General features: G+C 40.9%; 23 protein-coding genes and 1 other RNA gene. 15 read left to right on the top strand and 9 right to left on the bottom strand.

Going from position 1 to position 24,591, the window contains the following annotated elements; genetic code table 11:
- Nucleotides 1-30: 30 nt before the first annotated feature.
- Together QUB80_RS33710 and QUB80_RS33705 are read right to left on the bottom strand one after the other, a co-directional pair.
- On the bottom strand, nucleotides 31-1,656 hold the full coding sequence (locus QUB80_RS33710; RefSeq protein WP_289793821.1) for an iron uptake porin: 1,626 nt from the start codon (nucleotides 1,654-1,656) through the stop codon (nucleotides 31-33).
- Between the two features lie 115 nt (nucleotides 1,657-1,771).
- On the bottom strand, nucleotides 1,772-2,419 hold the full coding sequence (locus QUB80_RS33705) for a Crp/Fnr family transcriptional regulator (RefSeq protein ID WP_289793820.1): 648 nt from the start codon (nucleotides 2,417-2,419) through the stop codon (nucleotides 1,772-1,774).
- Between the two features lie 1,352 nt (nucleotides 2,420-3,771).
- On the opposite strand from QUB80_RS33705, the gene QUB80_RS33700 reads away from it, so the two are divergent.
- From QUB80_RS33700 to QUB80_RS33665, 8 genes are all read left to right on the top strand, one after another.
- Nucleotides 3,772-3,951 carry a hypothetical protein gene (locus tag QUB80_RS33700; protein ID WP_289793819.1) on the top strand — a complete coding sequence of 60 codons (180 nt, stop codon included), beginning with the start codon at nucleotides 3,772-3,774 and terminating at the stop codon, nucleotides 3,949-3,951.
- A gap of 76 nt (nucleotides 3,952-4,027) precedes the next feature.
- A complete protein-coding gene (locus tag QUB80_RS33695; protein ID WP_289793818.1) occupies nucleotides 4,028-5,218 on the top strand; it encodes a 5-(carboxyamino)imidazole ribonucleotide synthase in 1,191 nt (396 codons plus the stop codon).
- Nucleotides 5,219-5,277: 59 nt separating this feature from the next.
- A non-coding RNA gene (gene ssrS / locus QUB80_RS33690) (6S RNA) lies at nucleotides 5,278-5,462 on the top strand.
- A gap of 294 nt (nucleotides 5,463-5,756) precedes the next feature.
- Nucleotides 5,757-7,001, top strand: a complete 1,245-nt coding sequence (locus tag QUB80_RS33685; protein WP_289793817.1) for a M16 family metallopeptidase — start codon at nucleotides 5,757-5,759, stop codon at nucleotides 6,999-7,001.
- A gap of 88 nt (nucleotides 7,002-7,089) precedes the next feature.
- Complete coding sequence (locus QUB80_RS33680; protein ID WP_289793816.1) at nucleotides 7,090-8,379, top strand: M16 family metallopeptidase; 1,290 nt, start codon at nucleotides 7,090-7,092, stop codon at nucleotides 8,377-8,379.
- 76 nt (nucleotides 8,380-8,455) lie between these two features.
- The gene (locus QUB80_RS33675; protein WP_289793815.1) at nucleotides 8,456-9,331 is read left to right on the top strand and encodes a peptidoglycan-binding domain-containing protein; all 876 of its coding nucleotides are present in this window, start codon (nucleotides 8,456-8,458) and stop codon (nucleotides 9,329-9,331) included.
- 238 nt (nucleotides 9,332-9,569) lie between these two features.
- The gene (locus QUB80_RS33670) at nucleotides 9,570-9,860 is read left to right on the top strand and encodes a hypothetical protein (RefSeq protein ID WP_289793814.1); all 291 of its coding nucleotides are present in this window, start codon (nucleotides 9,570-9,572) and stop codon (nucleotides 9,858-9,860) included.
- A 521-nt stretch (nucleotides 9,861-10,381) separates the two neighbouring features.
- Nucleotides 10,382-10,747, top strand: coding sequence for a phage holin family protein (locus tag QUB80_RS33665; protein WP_289793813.1), 366 nt, complete (start codon nucleotides 10,382-10,384; stop codon nucleotides 10,745-10,747).
- Between the two features lie 178 nt (nucleotides 10,748-10,925).
- Here the strand turns inward: QUB80_RS33665 and cobJ are convergent, their stop codons facing one another.
- Nucleotides 10,926-12,779: a precorrin-3B C(17)-methyltransferase gene (cobJ, locus tag QUB80_RS33660; protein ID WP_289793812.1), complete on the bottom strand. Its 1,854-nt coding sequence runs from the start codon at nucleotides 12,777-12,779 to the stop codon at nucleotides 10,926-10,928.
- 58 nt (nucleotides 12,780-12,837) lie between these two features.
- A complete protein-coding gene (locus tag QUB80_RS33655; protein ID WP_289793811.1) occupies nucleotides 12,838-14,091 on the bottom strand; it encodes an ankyrin repeat domain-containing protein in 1,254 nt (417 codons plus the stop codon).
- A 6-nt stretch (nucleotides 14,092-14,097) separates the two neighbouring features.
- On the opposite strand from QUB80_RS33655, the gene QUB80_RS33650 reads away from it, so the two are divergent.
- The gene (locus QUB80_RS33650; RefSeq protein ID WP_289793810.1) at nucleotides 14,098-14,334 is read left to right on the top strand and encodes a hypothetical protein; all 237 of its coding nucleotides are present in this window, start codon (nucleotides 14,098-14,100) and stop codon (nucleotides 14,332-14,334) included.
- A 45-nt stretch (nucleotides 14,335-14,379) separates the two neighbouring features.
- Complete coding sequence (locus tag QUB80_RS33645; RefSeq protein ID WP_289793809.1) at nucleotides 14,380-14,850, top strand: DUF4079 domain-containing protein; 471 nt, start codon at nucleotides 14,380-14,382, stop codon at nucleotides 14,848-14,850.
- A gap of 62 nt (nucleotides 14,851-14,912) precedes the next feature.
- Here QUB80_RS33645 and QUB80_RS33640 read toward each other — a convergent pair whose 3' ends face one another.
- Nucleotides 14,913-15,590 (bottom strand): DUF1997 domain-containing protein, encoded by a 678-nt coding sequence (locus tag QUB80_RS33640; protein WP_289793808.1) that lies wholly within the window; start codon nucleotides 15,588-15,590, stop codon nucleotides 14,913-14,915.
- 178 nt (nucleotides 15,591-15,768) lie between these two features.
- Here QUB80_RS33640 and QUB80_RS33635 point away from each other — a divergent pair, with 178 nt between their 5' ends.
- Both QUB80_RS33635 and QUB80_RS33630 read left to right on the top strand, forming a co-directional pair.
- Nucleotides 15,769-16,428 (top strand): NAD(P)H-binding protein, encoded by a 660-nt coding sequence (locus QUB80_RS33635; protein ID WP_289793807.1) that lies wholly within the window; start codon nucleotides 15,769-15,771, stop codon nucleotides 16,426-16,428.
- A gap of 185 nt (nucleotides 16,429-16,613) precedes the next feature.
- Nucleotides 16,614-17,336, top strand: a complete 723-nt coding sequence (locus QUB80_RS33630) for a glycoside hydrolase family 24 protein (RefSeq protein ID WP_289793806.1) — start codon at nucleotides 16,614-16,616, stop codon at nucleotides 17,334-17,336.
- 30 nt (nucleotides 17,337-17,366) lie between these two features.
- On the opposite strand, the gene QUB80_RS33625 is transcribed toward QUB80_RS33630, so the two are convergent.
- The 3 genes from QUB80_RS33625 to QUB80_RS33615 all read right to left on the bottom strand — a co-directional run bounded on the left by QUB80_RS33625 (nucleotide 17,367) and on the right by QUB80_RS33615 (nucleotide 19,211).
- Nucleotides 17,367-17,642 carry a hypothetical protein gene (locus QUB80_RS33625; RefSeq protein ID WP_289793805.1) on the bottom strand — a complete coding sequence of 92 codons (276 nt, stop codon included), beginning with the start codon at nucleotides 17,640-17,642 and terminating at the stop codon, nucleotides 17,367-17,369.
- A 93-nt stretch (nucleotides 17,643-17,735) separates the two neighbouring features.
- Nucleotides 17,736-18,545, bottom strand: a complete 810-nt coding sequence (menH, locus tag QUB80_RS33620; protein ID WP_289793804.1) for a 2-succinyl-6-hydroxy-2,4-cyclohexadiene-1-carboxylate synthase — start codon at nucleotides 18,543-18,545, stop codon at nucleotides 17,736-17,738.
- Between the two features lie 264 nt (nucleotides 18,546-18,809).
- Entirely contained in the window at nucleotides 18,810-19,211 is a 402-nt protein-coding gene (locus QUB80_RS33615; RefSeq protein WP_289793803.1) for a metal-sensing transcriptional repressor, read from the bottom strand.
- A gap of 379 nt (nucleotides 19,212-19,590) precedes the next feature.
- Here QUB80_RS33615 and QUB80_RS33610 point away from each other — a divergent pair, with 379 nt between their 5' ends.
- Nucleotides 19,591-20,808 (top strand): HhoA/HhoB/HtrA family serine endopeptidase, encoded by a 1,218-nt coding sequence (locus QUB80_RS33610; protein WP_289793802.1) that lies wholly within the window; start codon nucleotides 19,591-19,593, stop codon nucleotides 20,806-20,808.
- A 74-nt stretch (nucleotides 20,809-20,882) separates the two neighbouring features.
- On the opposite strand, the gene QUB80_RS33605 is transcribed toward QUB80_RS33610, so the two are convergent.
- On the bottom strand, nucleotides 20,883-21,266 hold the full coding sequence (locus QUB80_RS33605) for a hypothetical protein (protein WP_289793801.1): 384 nt from the start codon (nucleotides 21,264-21,266) through the stop codon (nucleotides 20,883-20,885).
- Between the two features lie 186 nt (nucleotides 21,267-21,452).
- Between QUB80_RS33605 and hslO the strand changes: the two genes are divergently transcribed.
- Together hslO and QUB80_RS33595 are read left to right on the top strand one after the other, a co-directional pair.
- On the top strand, nucleotides 21,453-22,358 hold the full coding sequence (hslO, locus tag QUB80_RS33600; protein WP_289793800.1) for an Hsp33 family molecular chaperone HslO: 906 nt from the start codon (nucleotides 21,453-21,455) through the stop codon (nucleotides 22,356-22,358).
- A 155-nt stretch (nucleotides 22,359-22,513) separates the two neighbouring features.
- Nucleotides 22,514-24,571 carry a chromosome segregation ATPase gene (locus QUB80_RS33595; RefSeq protein WP_289793799.1) on the top strand — a complete coding sequence of 686 codons (2,058 nt, stop codon included), beginning with the start codon at nucleotides 22,514-22,516 and terminating at the stop codon, nucleotides 24,569-24,571.
- Nucleotides 24,572-24,591: the final 20 nt, after the last annotated feature.

The following is a 24,591-nucleotide window of genomic DNA, read 5'->3' as shown; positions in this document are numbered from 1 at the left end:
GGCTTTTATTTGTATTAACTTGTAACAGTTTTAGAAAGTGAAGGTGGTACGAAGTGTACCTACATACACAGTGTCGTTGTTGTCGTTATGCTCAGGATTGAAGATAACCAACACACCAGGAGTAACAGCAATATTGTCGGTAAGCTGGTAACGATAAAGCGCTTCTAGGTGATAAGAAGTGCCATCATCTTCACGAGCGCCAATATCGTTGCTAGTAACTTTGGGTGGTTGACCAAAGAAAATACCGAGTAGGTTTCCTTGTTTGCCAAAGTCTCTTAAAGCTAAATTAGCCATCCAATACCAAATATCTGCATCTGCATCAGGCCCAGCCTCAGCCTCTGCTGTACTGTAACCTACCCAACCACCAATAGCTAATTTAGAACTAGCTCTAAAGTTGACTTGGGCGCCGTAGTTGTTAGAAGAAGTCGCAACAGCACCAAATGGTTGGCTAGCAAAAGCGCTACCAGTAGATTCAAACAGGTTTACACCACCCTGGCTATTTTGATAAGTGCGGACGTAAGTCAGACCGATATTAAACGACTCACTGGGTTGGAAAGCTATTTGAGCAAGGGCAGAGTAGTTACCATCAAACAAACCTTCTCCAGCAAGAGGGCTGCTAGCGTCGTTAGTACGTCCACCAGCTAGATAACCCACAGATCCAGATAAAGAACCTTTGGGATTGAAGGTTAGAGTTATACCTGCACCACCTGAACCTTGACGATAGATGGGGCTGAAGCGCCCGTAGCGGGAAAGAGCACCTCTTCCTGAGCTAGCAAAGTCGGGGTTAAAGTTATTAATGTTTTCGTAATACTCACCGTTATTGGCATCTACCTTGACACGAATGGCGTCGCTCAGGTTGAAAGCGTAGTTAAGCTTATCGATTTCAACGTTGTTGTTGCCAGTGTTATTGTCGTACCCCAGACGAGCCATGTTAGTACCCGCTGCCGTACCAAAGTTAGTTAAGTTGCCAGCCTGCAAACGGGTTTGCAATTGGTCACTACCAGTGAAGCTAGTGTTCAAGCTCAAACGAACCCGGTCTGAGAACGTTATGTTATCGTCTACATCATCGCCAGTACCGTTAGCCTTCTCATCTCCGAAAGCTCCTCCCACGTTGAAAATCGCTTCCCCTACTAACTTAGTTGTAGTAGAAAACTGATTTGCTTCCAACTCAGCAGTGCGAGCTTCCAAGGCATCGACACGACCACGCAGTGTAGCCAATTCCGCAGAGAACTCTTCTTGTAAACGCTGCAAAGTAGCCAGGTCTTCTTTCGTTACTAAGTCAGCTGTCGCTGTAGCAATCAATTCATTAACCCGGTCTAAACAAGCATTCAAACCTGCGGCAAATTCATAGCGGGTTAAAGCACGGTTACCACGATATGTACCATTTGGATAACCTGCAATACAACCGTAGCGCTCAACCAAAGACTGTAATGCTTGGAATGCCCAGTCTGTGGGTTGTACATCAGAAAACTGAGAAACTGATGTAACCTGACCCATGTTGTTGCCGCTAGAATTCTGAGACAACTGGGTTACAGAGGTCGCATCTTGGTTTAAGTCTTGTTGTACTTCTCCAGCAAAGGCACCGTTAGCAGCAAATAAAGCCGTTGCAAATACAACTGGACTTAGTTTTAACCAATTCCAGAATAACTTTGTCATTGTGTTTATCTCACTCACACCTACTGAGTCAATCATGGCTAGATTCACAGAATAATTTAATTTTTTGGAAATCTAGCCATAATTTCAGCAACAATTGTACCAAGATTAGGGGTAGTTAATGCAAGTTATTTAATCGACTTTTTCGCATTTTTTCATTGTTTTTAAATTCTTCGTTAGCCAAACGTATAATCATTCTACGTTTGTGACGTAAAAGATTACCTTCTTCCTCAAACTGTTGCAGAAGGCGCGTTACAGTCACTCTCGTTGTGTTTAGTACTTCTGCCATCTCTTGATGAGTAACATTGAGGTCGATGAGTATACCTTGATCTACGTCCCGGCCAAATTTTTCACTCAGCCAAACCAGAAACTGCCACAAACGCAAGTATATTGGTTTTCGATGTACGATGCTCAAAAGCTCTTCTGCCTGTTGAATATGGGTTATTAAACTGTTAACATCTTGATTCCACATATGAGGAGGCAATAAGCTTACCTCCACACTTGTCAGGCACTCAATTTGGTAGGGTTTAACTTTAGATAAGGGATAACCAATCAAATCTCCTGGCCCCCAATATCCCAAAGTAATGAAAGTTCCATCTTCACTCCAGGTTAATGTCCTGACTGCTCCACGCTCTATTCGCCACAATACGTCATTGCGGGCTGGAATAACCTCTCGGCGAGTGAATAACCTTTGGGGTAAAGTACCAGATAAGCCAGAGTTATATGAAGCAGCTGAATGTTGTGTGCGACTGGTAGGATACATCATTAGTAGGTAGGAATTGATAATAGTAGAAGTACGTTATTGATAGGTAAAGTTATCTAAAATCTCTGAGTGATTTGCTATGAGTACTGAATTATGGCTCAACTCATACAGGAGAATTTAGAAATTGTCAGGCTTTGCTGATGATTAATCTCAACCGAAAGGTAGATGTCAAAGTAGAAAAATTTCTCGTAAGCTACGAAAAATAAATCAAATGTGAATACTCATACACACCAACCCTGAGACTAAATACATCAAAATTCAAGCTTATACTGGTATAAAAAGTATTCACCTATACTGGCGTTTTATGAAAATATTGACAGTGTAAGCTTGTGTAAGAATTGTTAGTATGAATGTTCCAAGAAATCCGATCACTGCATAAGTGTAATATATGTTGTTGGACAAATTTAATACCTTGGAAACTATTGTCAGCTAAATTTGATACTTTGAAAGAAACAAGTTATTAAAAGTTTACTTGCAATTAGTAGTAAAACTAAGTAATTAGTGCCACTAAATGCTTAAGTGTTTATTAATTTTTACTGAAATCCAAGTGGAGTTAGGAAAGTTTGATTTAAAAGTTTCCGCTCTGGTAAGGGCGGCAATCTTCAAATACATATACCTAAAATTTAGATGTTTAGCCAGAGATTTGGAGCTAGTAGAAGCCTGACAGAATTCTCTGAATGTTCATATGTGTAGGGATTTTGACTATTCATTTTTTGATGTCAAAAGCCTATTTGTGGTAGATTTTATGTATATATAGATGAATATAGATGTAAGAGACATTGAATTATCGTTGAAATCTATCGTTTAGATAGAGCCTGATTTAGCAGTACCGAACCGAATGATGAATAGAATTAGTTTTAATTAATTAAATATACTTAACTTAATTTCCAAAATTTAAAGGTATGGAATTTAAATTTTAAGTTTCAGAGGTTATATTTAATACTTGTTTGCAATATTAATGTAAGTAATAACCCCAGATGAAAAATATGTAATCGTTAGTTCTCGGTATAACAATATGATTGCTGTTATTGAATAAACATAGTTACGATTTAACAATGCAATCTCTTGTGGGAAGATTTAGTATTTGAGCATTAAATAATACAAGTGCTATAAGTGTGAAGATTTTCTAGATGGAGATTCTAGATAAGTAACTTCTATTGACTCTTCTCCCTGTTCTTGGAAAGTATCACTTCTTTTAGTTTCATAATCTGTTGATTTCGAGTCATTAATCCCTAGTTATTAGCACTAATGACAGATGATCAATGACTAATACGACAGAGATGGGCTTACTTGTCGTCTTTCGATGAAGATTAACAGACTTTAGTATGGGGGTTTTTAGGCGCAGATGACTTTTGGTGCTTACTAAATCTGCGATCGCAGATACTCGCATAAATCTTCTCAGTGAATTAGCTCTATTGTGGTTTATCCTCATAGTCTGCACTCAGTGCGATCGCACTATAGTTAGTAATCGATTCAACCAAATCACATCCTTAAAAGTGCGAACGCAAATAAAGCTTCTGCTAGAGTGGTGGTAAGCTTAAGTACTGTAGAAAAAAGCAGTGAAGCGAAAATTCACACTGAAATGTTAAGCAGTGAGTTTTTGGGGTGTAAATGAAACGTGTTGGTGTAATTGGTGGTGGACAACTTGCCTGGATGATGGCAAGTGCGGCAAACAAACTAGGAGTGGAATTAATAGTCCAAACTCCTAGCGCCAACGATCCAGCTGTGGCGATCGCTCACGATACTGTTTTTGCCTCGGTTGCTGATGCCGCAGCTACAGCAATTCTAGCCAGCAAATGTGATGTGATTACATTTGAAAATGAATTTGTTAATCTCGAAACTTTATCAGTGTTGGCAAAGCAGGGTGTATGCTTTCGTCCTAGCCTAGAAGCATTGGCTCCCCTTTTAGATAAATATCACCAGCGCTGTTACTTACGCAATTTGGGGCTACCTGTTCCTAAATTCTTTGCTGTCGATCAAGTTGGAAGTCAGGAACTAGGAGATGGAAGCAACAGTATTTTTGAGTTTTTAGCCTTTCATAATTTAGATTTTCCGTTAGTTTTGAAAGCTCGCCGTCATGGTTATGACGGACAAGGCACTTTCATTATTAAAGATATAGAGGATTTACAACAAAAATTAGCGGCTGCAACCCCTGAAAACACACTTTTACCCAATTCAGTCTTTTTATTAGAAGAGTTTATTCCATTTACAACAGAACTAGCAGTGATTGCAGCACGTTCTGTAGATGGAAAAGTAGCGATTTACCCAATTGTAGAAACTCAACAACAAGAGCAAGTATGTAGGCGAGCGATCGCGCCAGCTGAAATTTCTCCACAACTAGCAGCAGAAATTGATGAAATTGCCCGTGTTATCCTAAATGGTTTAGAAGCAGTCGGAGTTTTTGGGATTGAACTGTTTCTCACAGCAGACAATAAAGTATTGGTGAATGAAATTGCACCCCGTACTCACAACTCTGGACACTTTTCTGTTGATGCCTGTGAAACTTCCCAATTTGAACAGCATTTAAGAGCTGTTTGTGATTTGCCTTTAGGCAATTCTAATCTGATTTGCTCATGTGCTATTATGGTAAACTTGCTAGGTTACGAAATATCTACAAGTAACTATATAGTTAAGCGTCAAAAAATAGAACAAATTCCCCAAACTATCGTCCATTGGTACGGTAAAACACAATCACGTCCCGGTCGCAAGCTGGGACATGTCAACGTTTTGTTAAACCACAAAAATCGTAATGAAGCAATGGCGATCGCTCACACTATAGAAAATATCTGGTACTCAAATTAAATCCGCAAAAAAATCTAATTTGCACGCACAACATTATTTTTGAAAGCTATAATGAGTTTATTCCACTGCAACGTTGGTGACTGCCAACAAGTTTTGTGATCTATGACTTGAAAGTTAAGGGAACCAACATTTTTCGTGGCAGTAGACCGTGGCTTTGTACCCGGAAACTTTAAACGAAGAAAATCGGTACCCACCTGGTTATTCCAGGTCAAAAACTTAGGTAAAACGGCGTTGCGGTGAATTAAAAACTATTAGCTCCTAAAGTCAAATTAGGCTTGGGAGCTTTAATTATTAAAAATATTTATATTTTGTTCGCAGAAATTAAAAATAAAAAATGAAGGTGCGCAAGCATTTTGGGGTATGTTGATATGCAAATTCTATCTCTGAATAATTTTCAGTTTAACCACAAAAACCCTATCAAGGCATAATTATGTATCAATTGATTCTAATTTGTCTGGAGACAAGAGTTAGAATCCCAAAATTGCGATACATCATCCTGCAAGTTCAAAAAATTTGTTACATAAACTAATTTATAACAGTGTTTCCAGCCTCGGTTTTCAGACTAGCTAATGGTTTAACGTTTATTCATCAAGAAATACCTAACACTCCTGTCGTTGTGGCGGATGTTTGGGTAAGTGCCGGTACCAAGGTAGAGCCACAACAGTGGTTTGGGATGGCTCACTTTTTAGAGCACATGATTTTTAAAGGCACGGCAAATCTTTCACCCGGAATCTTCGATCAAAAAATTGAAAACTGGGGTGGGATAACAAATGCAGCAACAAGCTATGATTACGCCCACTACTGCATAACCACAGCTACCCCTTTCCTTGAGGAGACTTTACCTTACCTGGGAGAACTGCTACAAAATGCGGCAATACCAGAGGATGAATTTAGCCGTGAACGGGATGTAGTACTAGAGGAAATTCGTTCTTGCCAAGACGATCCAGATTGGATTGGATTTCAAACCTTGATCCAAAGCATTTACCAACATCATCCTTACGGGCGTTCAGTGCTGGGTACAGAACAAGAATTGATGCAGCATTCACCAGAGGCAATGCGCTGTTTTCACCGCACTCACTACCAGCCAGAGAACATGACAGTAGTGATTGTTGGAGGAATTGCTGAGAAACCAGCATTTGAATTAGTCAGTCGTACATTTGATAATTTCGCTGAACGCAGCCATGACTGCCCGCACACTCAGGAATTTGCAGAGCCGATAATAGCAGGAATTCGGCGTCAAGAGTTGTGTTTGCCTCGTTTGGAACAAGCACGGTTAATGATAGGATGGACTGGCCCTGGAGTAGAACAAATCCGCAAAGCTTACGGCTTGGATTTATTGTCGGTAATACTAGCAGAAGGACGGACTTCACGCTTGGTGCGAGATTTGCGGGAAGAACAGCAATTGGTGCAGGGAATTTGCAGTAATTTTTCTTTACAAAGAGAATCAAGTTTATTTACAATTAGTGCCTGGTTAGAGCCAGAAAATTTGGAGCAAGTCGAGTCTTTAATTCGTCTCCATTTGAATGATTTGCTGAGTAATGGTGTGAGCGATCGCGAAATAGCTCGCGCTCAAAGGTTGCTGTGTAATGATTTTGCATTTTCTACAGAAACACCAAATCAACTTGCAGGGCTTTATGGTTACTACAACACAATTGCCCAAGCAGAAGTGGCGGTAACGTATCCAGAAAAAATCAAGTCTTTTGAAGTCCAAGAACTGCAACAATTAGCAAAAGACTATCTCTCACCCAACCATTACGCAGTTACAATACTCAAACCTTATTAGTCATTAGTTATTAGTCATTAGTTCAAAGTTCAAAAATTTTTGACTATTGACTATTGACTATTGACCATTGATTATTGACCCTAAAATCATGACAACCTCCCTGCAAAAACCCCATATTCATCGCACTGTACTAAGCAATGGCATGGTGCTACTCCTATCAGAAAACCCAACAGCAGATATCATTGCAGCACGAATTTTTATTCGTGTTGGTAGTGCTTATGAAAAGCAGCAGCAGGCAGGATTGGCGCATTTGCTGTCGGCAGTACTGACAAAAGGATGTGATGGACTTTCAAGTTTTGAAATTGCCGAACGTGTAGAGTCTGTCGGAGCAAGTTTGAGTGCGGATACGGCTGCTGATTATTTTTTAATGTCATTGAAGACTGTAACATCGGATTTTGCAGAGATTTTGGCATTAGCAGGGCAAATTTTGCGATCGCCCACTTTTCCAGAAATGGAAGTGGAGCTAGAACGACGAATTGCTCTACAAGATATTCGCTCTCAAAAAGAACATCCATTTACCATCGCCTTCGATCAATTGCGACAGGTAATGTACCAAGAGCATCCCTACGCGATGTCAGCTTTGGGAGATGAATCAACTATGAGTCGCTTGACTCGTAAGGATTTGGTACAATTTCACCAGACTTATTTTCGTCCGGATAACGTGGTGATCAGTATTGCTGGTCGAATCACACCAGAAGACGCAGTGGCAGTGGTAGAATCAGTCTTCGGTGATTGGTTAGTTCCTGATACACCACTAGCAAAACTTTATTTAGCTGCTCCAAATGTGCAACCACAAGCAGTGATTTCACATCAACAAACCCAACAATCAATTGTTATGTTGGGCTATTTTGGAGCAGCCGTAAATTCTGCTGACTATGCTGCTTTGAAACTATTATCTACATACTTAGGAAATGGACTTTCCAGTCGCTTGTTTGTGGAGTTACGAGAGAAGCAGGGTTTAGCTTACGAAGTATCTGCTTTCTACCCTACACGCTTATTTCCTGCAACATTTGTAGCCTACATGGGTACGGCTCCAGAAAATACCAAAAAAGCCCTGTCTGGATTGTGGACAGAAGTAGATTTACTGTTTACAACTCCACTTACAGAAGACGCACTGCAATCAGCCAAAAACAAAATTTTAGGACAGTACGCCTTGGGGAAACAAACCAATGCTCAGATTGCTCAAATATATGGTTGGTATGAAATTTTGGGTTTAGGAGTTGAATTTGATCGAGAATTTCAGGAACTGATTGCCAATGTGAGTGCTGCCGATGCCATGACAGTCGCATCTCGGTATTTACAGAAACCATATGTGTCTTTAGTTGGGCAGGAAGAAGCCTTAGAAAGTGCGATACTGCTAACGGATGAGCTACGGTAATTTGTTGCCCAAAATCTAAACAACTTTCGCGATCGCGTGTTATACCCGTATTTACTGATACGAGGGGTATTGTTCCATGAAAGGTAGCACGAAGGCTAGTTCACGAAAACCATTTGTGAAATGCTGGATATTAGAAGCAAAGTACAAGTCAAAACTCTTAAGTAGTGAAATAATACTGTATACTTTTGTACCTTTACTTCTTAGCACCTCGGCTGTAGTATCACTTGCACAGACACCACAACAAATTGCTCCGATCATTGCTCAAGATAATATCTATCGCCCTACCCTTCAACTAGGTAGTCAGGGGCAACCTGTGTCCGAACTTCAAGCCGCATTAAAACTTTTGGGCTTTTATACAGATACAGTCGATGGGATTTATAACGAAATTACTGCTGCTGCTGTTTCTCAATTTCAACAAGCAGCAGGTTTAAATCCAAACGGCATCGTTGATGTCAATACCTGGCAAAGACTTTTCCCTAGCGAAATTGTCTTAACACCAACTTCTTCATCCAATCCACCAAACAACTTTTCTGTTCCAACTCAGAGTGTAAATACTCCTAAAACAGTTGCTACCACTTCTGAGCCAAAACCTGTAAAACCACCTAAGCAAACTACACCTGCTAATTCACAAAATAAGCCCAAAGTTCAATCATCCTCAACTCATACACAACAAACGACTCGTTCCCAGACAAATAATCGCCGTTCTCAGCAAACTCCTGGAATTCAATACACACCAGAAGGATTCCCAATTTTGCGTCTGGGAATGCGTGGTTCTGAAGTTGTAAAATTGCAAAAAATCTTAAAAAGACAGGGTTTGCTTAAAGGTGATGTTGATGGGAACTTTGGTAAGGCAACCGAAGCAGCAGCGATCGCATTGCAAAAACGCTACGGTATTGAAGCTGATGGTGTAGTTGGTGGTGCAACCTGGGAAGTTTTACTGCAACAGCATTAGACTTTGGGTGCGAGTTTATCCCTTGAGGTTGATGTAGAGGTTCCAAGCCAATTTGAACAATTGTTAAAAGCCTACAGAATCATTTGTGCAGGTAAAAGTCAATACGGTTCACCTAAGCCTACAGGGCGACTTAGTCTGTTTAGCTGCACCTTTTAAGGTGTCGGCTACCGTTAACTGAACTGTATTGGGTTAAAAGTGTGTTTTGTTAATTGATTGGACTTGGAATAGGAGAAAGAAAATGAATCCCAAAGAATCTGACAACCCCAACACACCAAGGGCAACAGAACATGGTAATGGTGAACTAACTCCAGATGCAGGCTCTGATACTTCTCGTGCCGATTATTCAAATGTAGGAACTTCAGCTATTCAATATCCAGAGTTGAATGAATCTGGTAAACAACCAGATTTAAATGATTCTCTTCATGAATCTAACAATGTTGATGTACCAATTCTCGATCCTTCTATTGGAGATCAACAGGAGAATGTTGTTGAGCATCAAATGGGAATTATTGGTCATACAGCAGGTTAACATCACTATTGTTTATTAGTTTAAAAAAGTCTATTTTCTAAAAATAAAGTTTTCTTTAGGGAAATAGACTTTATGTTTAATTCTTTTGAAAAATACCAAAATGGCGTAGAGAGTCTTGTTTCAAAATTCTAAACAAGCCTAACTTGTACTGAGCTTGTCGAAGTATCCACGCATTGGTATAAGGGAACCACAAACACAAACTTTAATAAGATGAATAAAATACATCTAATTGAGGGATGATGAAATGGCAGGACTCAAACGATAAAAATGAAGTTTGTAATAAATAAAAGTAGGTTAAATTAAATATATTATAGACTTCAGGAAAATCACTTTTTAGAAGTGAACCTAACGCAGGTATGATAGTGGATATTTAGTAGAGTAAGTCTACTTCATCTTTACCTGAAGCCAATATTATTTCTGGAAATTGGTATTAAATTTTACTACTGAGAAAGTCAGAAATAAAACTTTTAGGAATATTCTAAATTCAAGGAGACAAATCAATAATTCTAAATATTGAATCTATGAAGAACTTTTTATTAACTTGGCTCGGCACAGCAGTAGCACTGCTAATAACTGCTCATATCCTTCAAACCTTCAATATTGGTTTCAAAGTAGATAATTTTGGTACAGCTCTTGTTGCTGCTATTGTAATTGGGATTGTTAATGCCTTTATTCGTCCGATTTTGAAAATATTGGCATTTCCTATTACATTGCTAACCTTTGGTTTATTTACATTCATCATTAACGGTTTGACTCTGTGGCTAGCAAGCTACCTCACTCCCACTTACGGTTTTGTGATCGCAGGCCCCATTGCTGCTTTATTAGGTTCGATTGTACTATCAATAATTTCTAGTACAATCAACTATTTTCTGAGAGCAGTTGAATAGAAAGTGTTAGTGGTTAGTAGTTAGTAGGGGAGGCAGCGCGTTGCGGAGCCAGTGCGCCCTTGCGGGTTAAGCGCGTTGTAGCGACTGCCGTGCGGATTTTGTTGATTCATTTTGGGTTAAAAACGACTATTTATCTTCTAAACCCGCCCTTACAGTGGTTAGTAGTAGCAATTAACCACTAACTACCAAAACCTAAATATCCGCGTGGTGTAATCATCCAGTTGGCATGGATACGAGTATGGGAGTTACCAATTAATACTGTAGTCAACATATCAACTGTAACATCAAGCAATTTTTCCAAAGTGGTAAGAGTAATTTCCTCATCTTGACGGTAAGCCGATCGCACTACTGCTACTGGTGTATTGGGATGGCGATATTTGAGAAAGATATCTCTAGCAATTATTAGCTGTTTAGTACGAGCTTGCGATCGTGGATTATATAAAGCTGTAATAAAATCAGCCGCCGCCGCCGCTTCTAAACGCTTTTCGATCACTTCCCAAGGCGTGAGTAAGTCACTTAAGCTAATCGCACAAAAGTCGTGCATCAATGGTGTTCCCACTCGCGATGCCGCAGCTTGCAAAGCGCTAATTCCAGGAAAAATTTGGATGCTCGGTGTTTTCCCATCCCAACCTAGACTTTGCAACTCTTCCAACACTAAACCTGCCATACCGTAAATTCCACTATCTCCTGAAGAAATAACCGCTACACTTAATCCCCAATTGGCTAAATCTATTGCCCGTTGAGCGCGTTGGCGTTCTTTAGTAATTGGTAAAGATTCTACAATCTGTCCAGGAGACAGTAAGGGACTGATTAAATCTATGTAAAGGCTGTAACCAATCACAACATCTGCACTCTTTATAGCAGTTTTAGCAGCAGGTGTCATTTGATCTAATTGTCCCGGCCCGGTGCCAATAAGTAAAAGTTTTCCAGTACGTCCGATGTATTCTTTTTCGGCTTGGGCAACCGCTATTGTGACAGCACCTGGTTCACCTGGCAGTCGGAAAATTTGCTTGGGGACAAATAACCTCACCTCGCCTGCTGCAAATAAAGCAGCAGCTTCAGCCACACTCGGTGTTCCCACTTCTTTTTCCACAACGAGTGAGGGGTTGGGAACAGAAACTGTCCGCAGAACCTCAGCAGCAAAAGTTTTTAAAGGCCAATGTCGCTCTTGGCAAAGTTCTACTAAACCAACTTCATCAGCTTTAATATTGATCGTGGCAATTCCTGCGATCGCATCTTCTGCCAGTTGATATTCTCTAAATAACTGTCCAATTGCTGTTTTAATTAAATGGCGAGAACTTCCCCGCTCACAACCAATTCCTACCCATAAAACGCGTGGATGCCAGTAAATTTCGGGGAGTACGGGAGGGGCAGTGCCTGATGCCTGCTCTAGAGTAAAAGGGAGTTTGGCAGTAATCCAAATTTTTGCCTTTGGGATCACAAATTCACCAAACTCAAAGGAATGTCCAGTGGGTAAATGGTTTTGCCATAGAGTAGAACCAGCTTCTTGAATAACTTGTACAACTTCACCCCGTGCTAGGGCTGCACTAACACCTGTCCAGTTACCCACACCCCGACGCCAACCAAAGGGAACTCCCAACATATCTACTGCTGGCAGTCCTAAAGCCGTGGCAGCCCCAGTGATCACAGGTGTTGCTTCCAGTTGTAAAGCAATCAAATTTGCTAGCTGATCCCCACCACCTTGATGTCCACTGCACAAACTAATTACAAAACGTCCTGTCTCATCAATTACTACTACCGCCGGATCTGTTGATTTGTGTTGCAACAAAGGAGCAATTAGCCGCACTACCGCACCTGTTGCCAAACAAAATACAAAAGCACGCTGCGTCTGCCACAGTTGTGCTATGTGGTTTTTTAGAGAGCCTGTGTACGTATTTGCACCTTTAATTTGGATTAAATCTTCCGGCACCCATAGAGTTGTGCCAGAATTTTGAGAAAGTACTTGTAGCTTTTTTGCACCTGTAACAGTAGTAGCGATCGCAGCAAGTGGAGAAAATTCAGCTAACAGCACTTTGTTAATACCTTCACACTCTTGAGACAACAATGTGACATATTTCTTTCATTGATATTCACTCCTGCGCTCCCACAGATTGAAGACACCTTACCACATCCTTATACCCATTAAACTCCGCTAGCATCAAAGCTGTATAACCACCTTGGTTTTTTAAATTTACATCAGCGCCAGCTTGTAGCAACAGTTGCAGAGCTTTTGTGTAATCCCGCGATGCTGCCCACATCAAAGCTGTTGCTCCCGCCGAGTCTTGAAAATTTACGTCTGCACCTTTTGCTAGTAGCTGTTGTACGACTTCTATGTGGTTACGTTCTGTTGCTTTGATCAAAACCGTTTTACCGTCATCACCTTGGCTATTGGCATTGGCACCATGTTCTAGCAAAATCTTCACAGTTTCAACGTGTCCGTGTATTGCTGCTAGCGTCACAGGCACTTCACCAAAATTTTTTACACTCACATCCGCCCCATGTTGTAGCAGTATCTCAACAATTTGACTATGCCCCTGTAATGCAGCTACAAGTAATGGTGTGTCACCGAGATAATTTCTCGTTTGCAAATTGGCACCCCTACTTAGCAAAACTTTCACTACATCCGTGTATCCTTCTACAACCGCTAAATGTAGGGCAGTTTCACCATCTTGATCTTGAAAATTCACATCAGCGCCTGCATCCAGTAAAGCTTGTACGATCGCGCTGTATCCTGCTGCTGCCGCTGCTAATAGGGCTGTGTTGCGATCACTTATCCCTGCTGCCAAAAGTGCTTGTACAACTTCCAGATGTCCCAAGTCAACTGCCAGAAGCAATGCAGTTTCTCCATCTTGATCTTGAAAATTCACATCCGCACCAGCAGTCAATAACGCCTGCACCACAGCAGTGTGTCCCTGTTTGACTGCTAATTTTAAAGCTGTATCATCATCCCTATCTTTGATATTTACGTCTGCACCAACAGCCAGTATTGCTCGCACCACATCCACATGATTTTTGAGTACTGCTGCCATCAAAGCGGTACTGCCATCTTCATTCCTAGCATTTACATCTGCACCTTTTGATATCAACAGCCGCACAATATCAAGATGGTTGGCACTCGCTGCCAACATTAAAGCTGTCAAACCATAGCGTTTCCTATGTAAATTTAGGTTTGCTCCAGCATCAAGAAGCGATCGCACAATTTCTGTAAAGCCTAAATTAGAAGCAAACATTAATGCCGTTGTGCCATCGCGATCGCTCACATCAGGCATTGCACCCGAAGCTAGTAGGGCTTGTACCCGCTTGATATCACCACTTTTAGCAGCCATTAATAAATCTTTAGTCATTAGTCATTGGTCATTTGGTTAGTAGGGGAGGCAGCGCGTTGCCAAGAGAAGCACCCTGCGGGTTTTGCTGATGATTTTTCGGCTGAAATCGACGATTTATCTTCTAAACCCGCCCGTACAGTGGTTAGTAATGGGCATCGAGCATCGCTAAAAAACCAATTCCCCGTGTCTGTCTCCTTGTCTCCATCTCCTCCACTCTCCCTCTCTCATCTCCTCATCATCCCATTCCCCATTCCCAATTAGGGTTATGCTAATTTTTATGAAGATTTAATAAATGGGGCAAAGGCTATGAATCTGGAACTGTCGCCATCGGTCAAATATTGGTCACAATTTTTCCACCCAATCTTGATGTGGGCGTTATTGTTATTTAGCATCTATGCTGCCTATTTGGGGCTACAAGTGCAGCGTACCAGAAATGCTCAAGGTGAACAAAAGAAAGAACTAATTAAAGGCAAATATAACGTCAGACACTACCAAATGGGTTCTATACTCTTAGCTTTGATGGTGATAGGCTCTATAGGTGGTATGGCTGTTACCTACATTAATAATGGAAAATTATTTGTTGGCCCGCACTTGCTAGCAGGACTTGGTATGACAAGTCTGATTGCCGTATCTGCGTCCTTATCTCCTTATATGCAAAAAGGGGCAAATTGGGCGCGTGCCACTCATATTGTGTTGAATTTTGCCTTATTAGGACTGTTTGCGTGGCAAGCTATTACAGGCGTGCAAATTGTGCAGCGAATTATCAGTAATGCCTAGCTATTAGCTATTAGCTATTAGCTAATAGCTAATAGCTAATTGTTAAATTTTTCATAGATTACTTATTTTTTAGCAGCAAAAGGTATGTCCCAAGATTGATGAAAATCTTGCTGTACCTTGCGAGTTAAGCGACGGGAGACTTGGCGGACAATTTGGTTAAGTAGGCGATCGCCTGTAGATTGAATTAGAGACTTTGGTAGTCGCTGAATAAATTTGGGAAAGTAAATGTCAACTGTTAAATTCAATTCCCACTCTACTCGTGTTATGTTCCTTGAATTGCAGAGGGTTTCGTAATTCTGATTTTCTTCTACCAATTGCAGCGAAGCTCGATAATCTACATCATAACCAGGAGCTTGATAGCCAGGAATAGGAATAGTGCGAATCCGGTAAATATCGTTCTCTGGACAAAGAAGTTCTAAACCAATTTTTGGCTCAACTTCATAACCAAAGGAGCCAAAACGACCAATTACTAAAGCATAGCCATTTTCTCCTAGTGGTTCTACCTTCATCGGCTCGGCACAGCGCGAAAACCACAAATTGTGATTTTGAAGATACTCAGCGACTTTGTCTGCTGAGGCAAACATTTCCATACAATCCTGATAATGACCATAAAAGCGAGTTGGTGTTCCTGATGTTTCTTCTGGAGATGCTTTTTGGCTATCTGCTTGTGCGATCGTCGTTACAGACAAAACGGCTTCAGTTGTTTCAAAGGCTTGATATTCTCGATTTTTGGAAATCATAAAGGATTTTCGTATGAATTTTAGTCAATGTCTAAATAAATATTTCCCATCTTTAGAAATACTTTTCGCACTAAGATCCCATTTTGACTGAAAACTTAAAAACAGATCATAAAATTCATGGAATCTCTAAAATAAGAACTAAAACAAACCATACTAGCTTCCCAGGATAGCGTTAATTATGAAAGCTTTTGTAGCAGGGGCAACAGGTGAAACAGGTCGTCGAATCGTAGAAGAACTAATAGCGAGGAGCATTCCCGTTCGCGCCTTAGTACGAGATCTTCAGAAAGCAAGGAGTATTTTGCCTGCTGAAGTCGAATTAGTGCAGGGTGATGTTTTAGATCGACAAAGCCTAACTGCTGCTTTAGGAGATTGTACTGTACTGTTATGTGCTACAGGAGCAAAACCTAGCTTTGATCCAACAGGTCCCTACAAGGTAGATTACGAAGGGACTAAAAATTTAGTTGATGCTGCCAAGACAAAGGGAATAGAGCATTTTGTCTTAGTTTCTTCTTTAGCTGCTTCACAGTTTTTTCATCCCCTTAACTTGTTTTGGTTAATTTTAGTTTGGAAAAAACAAGCTGAGGAGTATATTCAAAAAAGTGGTCTTACATATACGATTGTCCGCCCAGGTGGCTTGAAAAACGAAGATAACTCCAACCATATCGTGATGCAGAGTGCCGATACTTTATTTGAAGGCAGCATTCCTCGCCAAAAAGTCGCTCAAGTATGCGTTGAAGCACTGTTGGAGCCAACAGCACGGAATAAAATCGTAGAAATAGTAGCTAAACCCGATGCTGCTGTTAAAAGTTTCGGGGAACTATTTGCCAGTATCGCTTGATCTAAGAAATGGGTACACGGGGAGGAGTGGGAGAGTAGAGGAGATGCAGACAAGGGGACAAGGGGAACAAGAAACCTAACTACTAACCACTGTACGGGCGGGTTTATTTAGATGTTTTGTCATCCTAGAGAAATTGCTGTTACAACCCGCCCCTACCAATAAATATTGTTTTTTTTAGATTTTTGATGGTAAAAGCAAAATTGAAGAATTGGACTCTAAAAGGCTTTGAACTCAAAGGTGTTGAAAAATTCATCGCACCATTAGCCGCCCTTCTAGTTTTCGTATATTTGTTCCAGTGGTACATCATTGACGGTATGCGATCGCGCCCCGATCCCGTTTTTACAGTTAAACAACCACCGTTAGTTATGAAAGGGGGCAATCCTTATATCCGCGCTTTAATGCGAACTATCTCAGCTAGTGAAGCAAGTAGCAACCGCCCCTATTCGATTTTGTATGGTGGAGAGCATATCAGCGACTTGAGTAGCCATCCAGAGATATGTGTCACAATTGTTACTGGCCCTAACAAAGGGAACTGTTCAACTGCTGCTGGTAGATATCAAATCATTAATAAAACTTGGTTTTTGGTAGCGCCTAAATATCATCCCAATCCTATGCGGTTAATGTTTTGGGTTTCTTACAGTTTTGAGCCAGAGTATCAAGATGCAGTCGTTTATCGTTGGTTAAGCGATTCCGAATTTTGGGGAATTGATATTCCTGGGCTTTTGAAAAAGGGTAAGCTAAATGAGGTATTACGACGACTTTCGCCCACATGGACAAGTTTGGGATATGGCATAGAAACTAATTCTATCAGTCCTCATTTGCCTCAGATTTATCAGAAAATGTTAAAAGAAGAACTAAAGGCAACTAAAAAACCACAACCAAAAGTTGGCAACCAAAACCCATTGTAAATGTGTTGCATTCCCTTCAGGCAAATTCTTCTAAACATGATCCTTTGATTGATGCCATAGGAAAATTCTCATTTCTTCGTTCCAATATCCGCGATCGCAAATTTCACTATCGTAACTGGCTATCCAATCAAAAATTTTTTGTGCTTTTCTGAGTGCTTGCTGCTCATTCCGATAAAATCGCGGACTAGGGCGGAAAACTTCTCCTTTTATATGTATCGCTGCGATCAGCCAGTAGTCACTATATTCTCCTTCCGGAATAATTTCTAGAAATCCGCCATTATAAGGCTCAATAATTCCCAATGTCATTTGTCAAACCAACTAAAATCTAATACATACTAGACTTAGAAAAAATACTCTGTTATCAGGTTAAGCCTGGTAACACTATTGAATAGGCTTTGCCTACAATAAAAATTGCCGGATATTTTCTACAAATGCCATTGTATTTTCAAAATGAATATTATGTCCGGCATCCCTAATTACCTTCAACTGACTCAATTTACATATATTAGCCATTTGTGTATTAATATCTACAAATTTTTCATCATATTCGCCAGCTAGCAAAAGTAAAGGGATTGTATTATCTTGAAGTTTTTCCCACAAAGAAGGCTGAAATCCTATACCCATCATTCGTAGAGATTTTGCTAATTCCTTTGGATTATTTTGTAACCTAATTTCTATCAATTTTTGGAACTGAACATGGTTTTTTATATTACCAAAAATTGGTTGGCTATACCAATTTGATAAGAAAGATATCCAATCACTTTTTTCAACGATTCTATCTAGTTTTCTCGCTATTTGCTCATCTTTTTGTACTCTTTCTAATCTTTCTAATTCTGTTGGTAAACCTGGAGAAGCTGATTCTAATACAACTTTAGTAAATCTGTGGGGAAAATGTAGAGCAAGATATAGTGCTAATCTACCACCCATTGAATAGCTAACTAACAAACCTTTAGGAATTCTTAAATAATCTAATAAATTAATTAAAGATAAAGCTGTATTTGCCATTTTATAACATTCATCACCACCTAAAATTTGAGTTTGTCCATGTCCAGGCAGGTCAATTACAAGACAATTAAATTCACTCTCTAGTAACTGAATAGCTTCCTCAAATTCATGGCAATTACCCATAAAACCATGTAGAAAAATAATTAGTGGTCGATTGGAAATGCTACGTAAATAATAGTGATATTTATAATTTGCTAATATCATCTTTCTCAAGAATAGATATAAGTATTTATCACTACTTATATTACAGCAGTTTTTAATAAGCAAAAAGTAAAATTTTAGATTATAAATCAGATATAAAATCTGTTTGACTGATGACTTCCTGCTCTTAAAATATGCAGTCAAACTAGATGAAATATTTATTATTTATTAAACATAAACAAAGTCCGCCGAAACGGACTTGAATAAGTATTTAAGGTTTAGGAAGTTGGGCTTTATCTACTCAAATCCCAATCTCCGCAAACTCACCTAAGGTAAGAACCTATCTAAAGCAGCTTTGAGTTGCTCGATTTCGACATCAATATTACCCTCTTCGGCGGCTCTAACAACACACTCACTTAAATGTTCATCTAAAACAATTCGTGCAACCCGATCCAGTGCACCCCTCACAGCAGCAATTTGGAGTAGAACATCAGGACATGGGCTATTTTGCTGTACCATAGTCTTGATACCGCGAATGTGTCCTTCTATACGCGACAATCTGTTAACAATTCGCCGTAGAGACTCTTCACTATGGACGTGAGCATGAGCCAACTGCCCGTGTTTGTGAGTGTGATCTGCATGGGCATGATCTTTATCGTGAGAGAGTAAATCTTCATCTTGTTCACAACTGGGCAAGGATGATTTGGCAATTTGCTTCGATCCGTTCATTTGTCGTTACAGAAATTCTGGTATTAAACTAGATCCTAGCCTAGAGGGCATAACAGAGTAAGAAATTAGAATAGAAGTTATAAATCATAAGTTTTTCCTACATTTTGCCTTTTCGGTTTTATTATTAACTTTGGAAATGGGTGAAAGCCGAACCTCAAAAGTGTGAATGTCTAGAATAGCTTTTTAATGATTTTTTTTAATAAATTTAGTAAATAGATATGTCGTGCCAGATCCAAAGTAGAAGATTGAGCCAAACCGCGAAACTTCCTGATGAGAGTAAGCGTCACTACGCAGAGATTCTCATCAAGCCTGTAAAAAAGCTTTGCACAGAAAGCTCACAATTACGCAACTACATAAAATGAAATATTAGGTTGTGGTTATGCGATTTTCCCACTTACCCAGATCTATACGTCAATTTACTACCCACGTTTTAGCCGTAATTTTGGGAGTTGTACTAACTGTTGGTACATTGCGAGTTTCGCCCTCCCAAGCTGAACCGGCACCAAATCCGATCACAGCCGACACGTCACAACTAGTTGCCCAACGGCAATCACCAGCAGCAACAGCTATTGGTAGTAGTAGCTTTGTGACGGCAGCTGTCAATCGTGTTGGGAAAGCTGTCGTCAGAATTGATACTGAACGTACAGTGACTCGCCGTATTCCTGATCCATTCTTTGATGATCCATTTTTCCGGCGGTTTTTTGGTGAAGGCTTTCAGGGACAACTTCCTCCGGAACAATTACGTGGTCTTGGTTCTGGTTTTATTATCGATAAGAGTGGCTTGGTTTTGACCAATGCCCATGTGGTTGATAAGGCTGACAAGGTGACAGTACGCCTCAAAGATGGTCGCTCTTTTGAAGGCAAAGTTCAAGGTGTTGATGAAGTTACCGATTTGGCACTAATTAAGATTAACGCTGGTGATTTACCAGTTGCTCCTTTGGGTGCCTCGTCTAACGTTCAGGTTGGAGATTGGGCGATCGCTGTAGGTAACCCCTTAGGATTTGACAACACCGTAACCTTAGGAATCGTGAGTACCCTCAGACGTTCCAGCGCTCAAGTTGGTATCCCCGATAAACGGTTGGATTTTATTCAAACCGACGCTGCGATTAACCCTGGTAACTCTGGTGGCCCTTTATTAAATGAGCGGGGCGAAGTAATTGGTATTAACACAGCTATTCGTGCCGACGCAATGGGGATTGGGTTTGCCATTCCCATTGACAAAGCCAAACAAATAACAGCCCAATTGGAACGTGGTGGCAAAGTAGCTCATCCTTACTTGGGCGTGCAAATGGTAACTTTGACACCTCAGCTCGCTAAACAAAACAACAGCGATCCCAACTCTCCAATCCAGGTTCCAGAAGTGAACGGAGTTTTGGTAGTACGAGTTTTACCCAACTCTCCGGCTGCTAATGCAGGTATTCGTCGTGGGGACGTAATTGTTCAAGTTGAAGGGCAATCAATTACTAGCGCCGATCAATTACAAAATATTGTCGAAGATTCTCGTGTTGGTCAGGTATTGCAGGTGAGAATACAACGCGGTAACCAGACACAACAGCTATCCGTGCGCACGGCAGAGTTGCAAAACGCTTCTTTGTAATTTCAAACCATTTTAAATAATGGTAGGGGCAGGTATTGTACCTGCCCCCATTGCTATCTATGGTAAACCCGCCCTTACTTTTTGTTCGATAAAAACTGACGTAAACTTAGTAAATTTAAAGATTGTCCTACAGCTAGTGGCAAAAGGGATACTCCTTCTAAACGAGACTGTAACCAACCTTCTCCCCAATACCACTCGTGAAACCCATCAATTCCCTGACTTAAAATCAAACGCAGACAGTTGGGTTTTGCCACCTCTACCTGATGATGAATTGTGATTGGCCCAGTTCGAGTCGTAAATTGCAATCCTGAATGTAGCTGTTCTGGCATTCCGGGAGATAAACGACCAGAGAGAAGCCATTTTTCTAGTTGTACGGGACGTAGCAGACAATCACGAAGTTCAGCTTCGGAGGCTTCGATCTCTATCCGCAATAAGCTTTTTTGAAAAGTACCCAGCATGAGATAAATCGTTTACAAACGTAGGGGATTTTTCTCGATCTTACAAAGAAGAACTTATGTCTTTCGAGACTTTGGGGTAATTCACTATCTCAATGTACGGATATCCTTGTTTAGTTTGGTTACTTTTAATCAAGCTGTGAACTTAAAATAGAAAAAGTAAATTTGTAAAGAAATGTAAGGTTTTTCATGGCGGATCAATTAATTCGCGCCACGGCAGCCGATGGTGGAATTCGTGCAGTCGGTGCTATCACTACTCGCTTAACCGAAGAAGCACGGCAACGCCACAAGCTTTCCTATGTGGCTACAGCTGCATTAGGACGAACTATGGCAGCAGGCTTGTTAATGGCGTCCAGCATGAAGCGAATCGGTTCTAGGGTCAATGTCCGAGTCAAAGGAGATGGCCCTTTAGGTGGTATATTAGTGGATGCAGGCTTAGATGGCACTGTCAGAGGTTTTGTAGAAAATCCAACTGTGGAACTGCCTCCTAATGCGAAAGGTAAGCTAGATGTTGGTGGTGCTGTTGGTGAGGGCTATCTTTATGTTGTACGCGATGTCGGTTACGGCTACCCATACTCCAGTACAGTAGAATTGGTCTCTGGTGAAATCGGCGATGATGTAGCTCACTACCTCGGTGCTTCAGAACAAACTCCTTCAGCAGTGGTTTTAGGTGTATTTGTGGGTGCAAATGGAGTAACGGCTGCGGGTGGCTTACTAGTACAAGTGTTGCCCAAAGCAGCTAGGGACGAGGCTTTAATAGAAACCTTAGAATCACGAGTTGCCGCCTTATCTGGTTTTACACCATTGTTGCAGGCTGGCAAATCTTTAACAGAAATCTTTCAAGATTTATTAGGAGATATGGGATTGGCAATATTTCCTGAAACGCAAATGCTGCGCTTCCACTGTGGTTGTTCTTTTGAGCGTGTCTTAGGAGCACTAAAAATGCTGGGAGAAGCAGAATTACAAGATATGATCGTTAAAGATGATGGTGCCGAAGCAACTTGCGATTTTTGCAGCACAGTCTACCAGGCAAGTAGCGCTCATTTAGCTCAGTTAATTGTCGATTTACAAGCAGAATCTTCTGCTACCAATTAGCAGTATAAATACATACTCAAATTGAAAGATGGTAATGATATCTATGGAGATAAGTTCGTGCAAGAGGTAGCTTTTTCCTAATAGGAGGGTTACCATGACAACAACAGAAGTTAAAATTTAAGGCTGATCGCTGTTAAATTACCTCGGTGTGAAAAATGACAGAGCGGGATATTCCAGAAAGTTGGTCGCAAGACGGAAATATGCAGCCAGATCCGATAACAAGATTATCCCAATCAAAACAAGGTGTACCAGCTAATGGTTCCACCTCTAAGTCTGCAAAGCGGTCAAAACGCAGCAATCTCGAACCAGCATCTTTGGAAGATGAGCTTCATTCTCAAACAACTTTGCCACCTAGCCGTAGTTCCAAAAAGCTGCCGCGCTGGGTGAAAAGTTGGGTTTTGTGGGTGTTATTGTTAACAATTATTCCTGGAACTGTAGCATTCATGGCCATGGCAATGCTGTTAAAGTTGCCAGCAGCGCCAAACTGTCCAGCGATTTTCTGGCCTCTTGCTAGTGCTTCGGTAAGATTGCACTGTGCTCAACTAGCAGCTTCTAAACAAACAGTAAAAGATCTGTTACAAGCGATCGCCCTAGTTAAACAATTGCCAAGAAGCCACCCACTGCGACCGGAAATAGACCGTTTTATTGAAGAATGGTCGCGAGATATTGTAAAGTTGGCTGCGGAAAGTTTCCACGTCGGTAAGTTAGAAGAAGCGATCGCCACAGTTCGTCAAATACCAGAAGATGTACCTGCATACAAACTCGTAGAAGAAGAAATCTCCAACTGGCAATCAATTTGGTCGGACGCAGAAAACACCTACAATGAAGCAGAAGCTAAAATGCGCGATCAGAAATGGCACGACGCATTTATGACTGCTGCAAAATTACTGCGGGTAGATAATAGATTCTGGGCAAGTATTAAATATGACGAATTAAATCGTTTGATTACTGTAGCTAGGGAAGACGGCGAAAAATTGGCAAAAGCCGAAGGACTGGCACAAAGCGGCAATGTGGACAATTTAATCAAAGCGATCAAGCTGGTAGAGTCTATAGAAAAAAGCAGTTACGTTTATCAGAAGGCTCAAGAAACAATTCCCAATTTTGGACGCAAAATGTTGGAGTTGGCGCAGCAAAAATTAGACCAGCGCAATGCGGACGAAGCTATTTCCATTGCCCAACAAATTCCTCCCATTACCGGATTAGAATTGGAAACTGAAGACTTTATTGCTTTGGCTGAGGCGCAAAGAAATGCCTGGGTAGGTAATGTAGCCGGTTTAGAGACTGCAATTGCTCAAGCTAGCCAAATTGATTCATCAAGACCGAGTTATGAAAAAGCACAGCAGTTGATTGCTTTCTGGCAGCTAGAAATTGAAGATGTCGTCAGGCTAGATAGAGCGCGATCGCTAGCTCTGCAAGGCTCAATTCCCGATTTGGCAGCAGCGATTACTGAAGCACAACAAATTCCCGATGCTAATCCCCGCGCGCAAGAGGCAAAACAAGAAATTAATGGCTGGGTTGCACAGATCCAGACTATTGAAGATAGACCATATCTAGATCGTGCTGAACAAATAGCTGTCTTAGAGGATGTTAACTCCTTGCAAGCCGCGATCGCCGAAGCAAGTCAGATTTCTCGCGGTCGTGCATTGTATCGAGAAGCGAGAAGAAAAATTGCCAATTGGACAGCGAAGGTTCAGCGTATTCAAGATCAACCCTTCCTAGATCAAGCCAGGAATTTGGCTAGCCTTGGCAACCTTTCCGGTGCGATTACGGTTGCACGACAAATTGCACCAGGAAGAGCACTTTCTGGCGAAGCACAAACAGCAATTGATGATTGGCAAGGACAAATTGACGCAACAGAGAATTGGAGAAAAGCACGGGAAGTAGCACTGGCTGCCAATCCAGAAGCTCTGGCAGAGGCAATTCGATTGGCTAATCGGGTGCCTGTTACTAGTTTTTTAAGAACCGACGTTAATATAGCTATTGATCAATGGAGCCAGCAAATATTGCAGACAGCACGCTCTCAAAGCGAGTCTGATATCTTGAAAGGAATTGAAACGGCTAAACTAATTCCCCGTAGCACAGCTGCTTATAGCGAAGCACAAGAGCAAATCCGGACATGGCGTGAGCTACTTAATCCTAAACCTCAACCACAGTTTCAGCCACCACCGCCATCAACGCAGTTACCAACACCGTTGATGATTGAAGGACAGTAACATTCAATTTGTCTGTTAAC

The organism is Chlorogloeopsis sp. ULAP01, assembly GCF_030381805.1.
In the GTDB taxonomy this organism is placed as follows: domain Bacteria; phylum Cyanobacteriota; class Cyanobacteriia; order Cyanobacteriales; family Nostocaceae; genus Chlorogloeopsis.
Note: the sequence above shows the minus strand (reverse complement) of the source record. Positions and strands in the feature narration are given on the sequence as shown.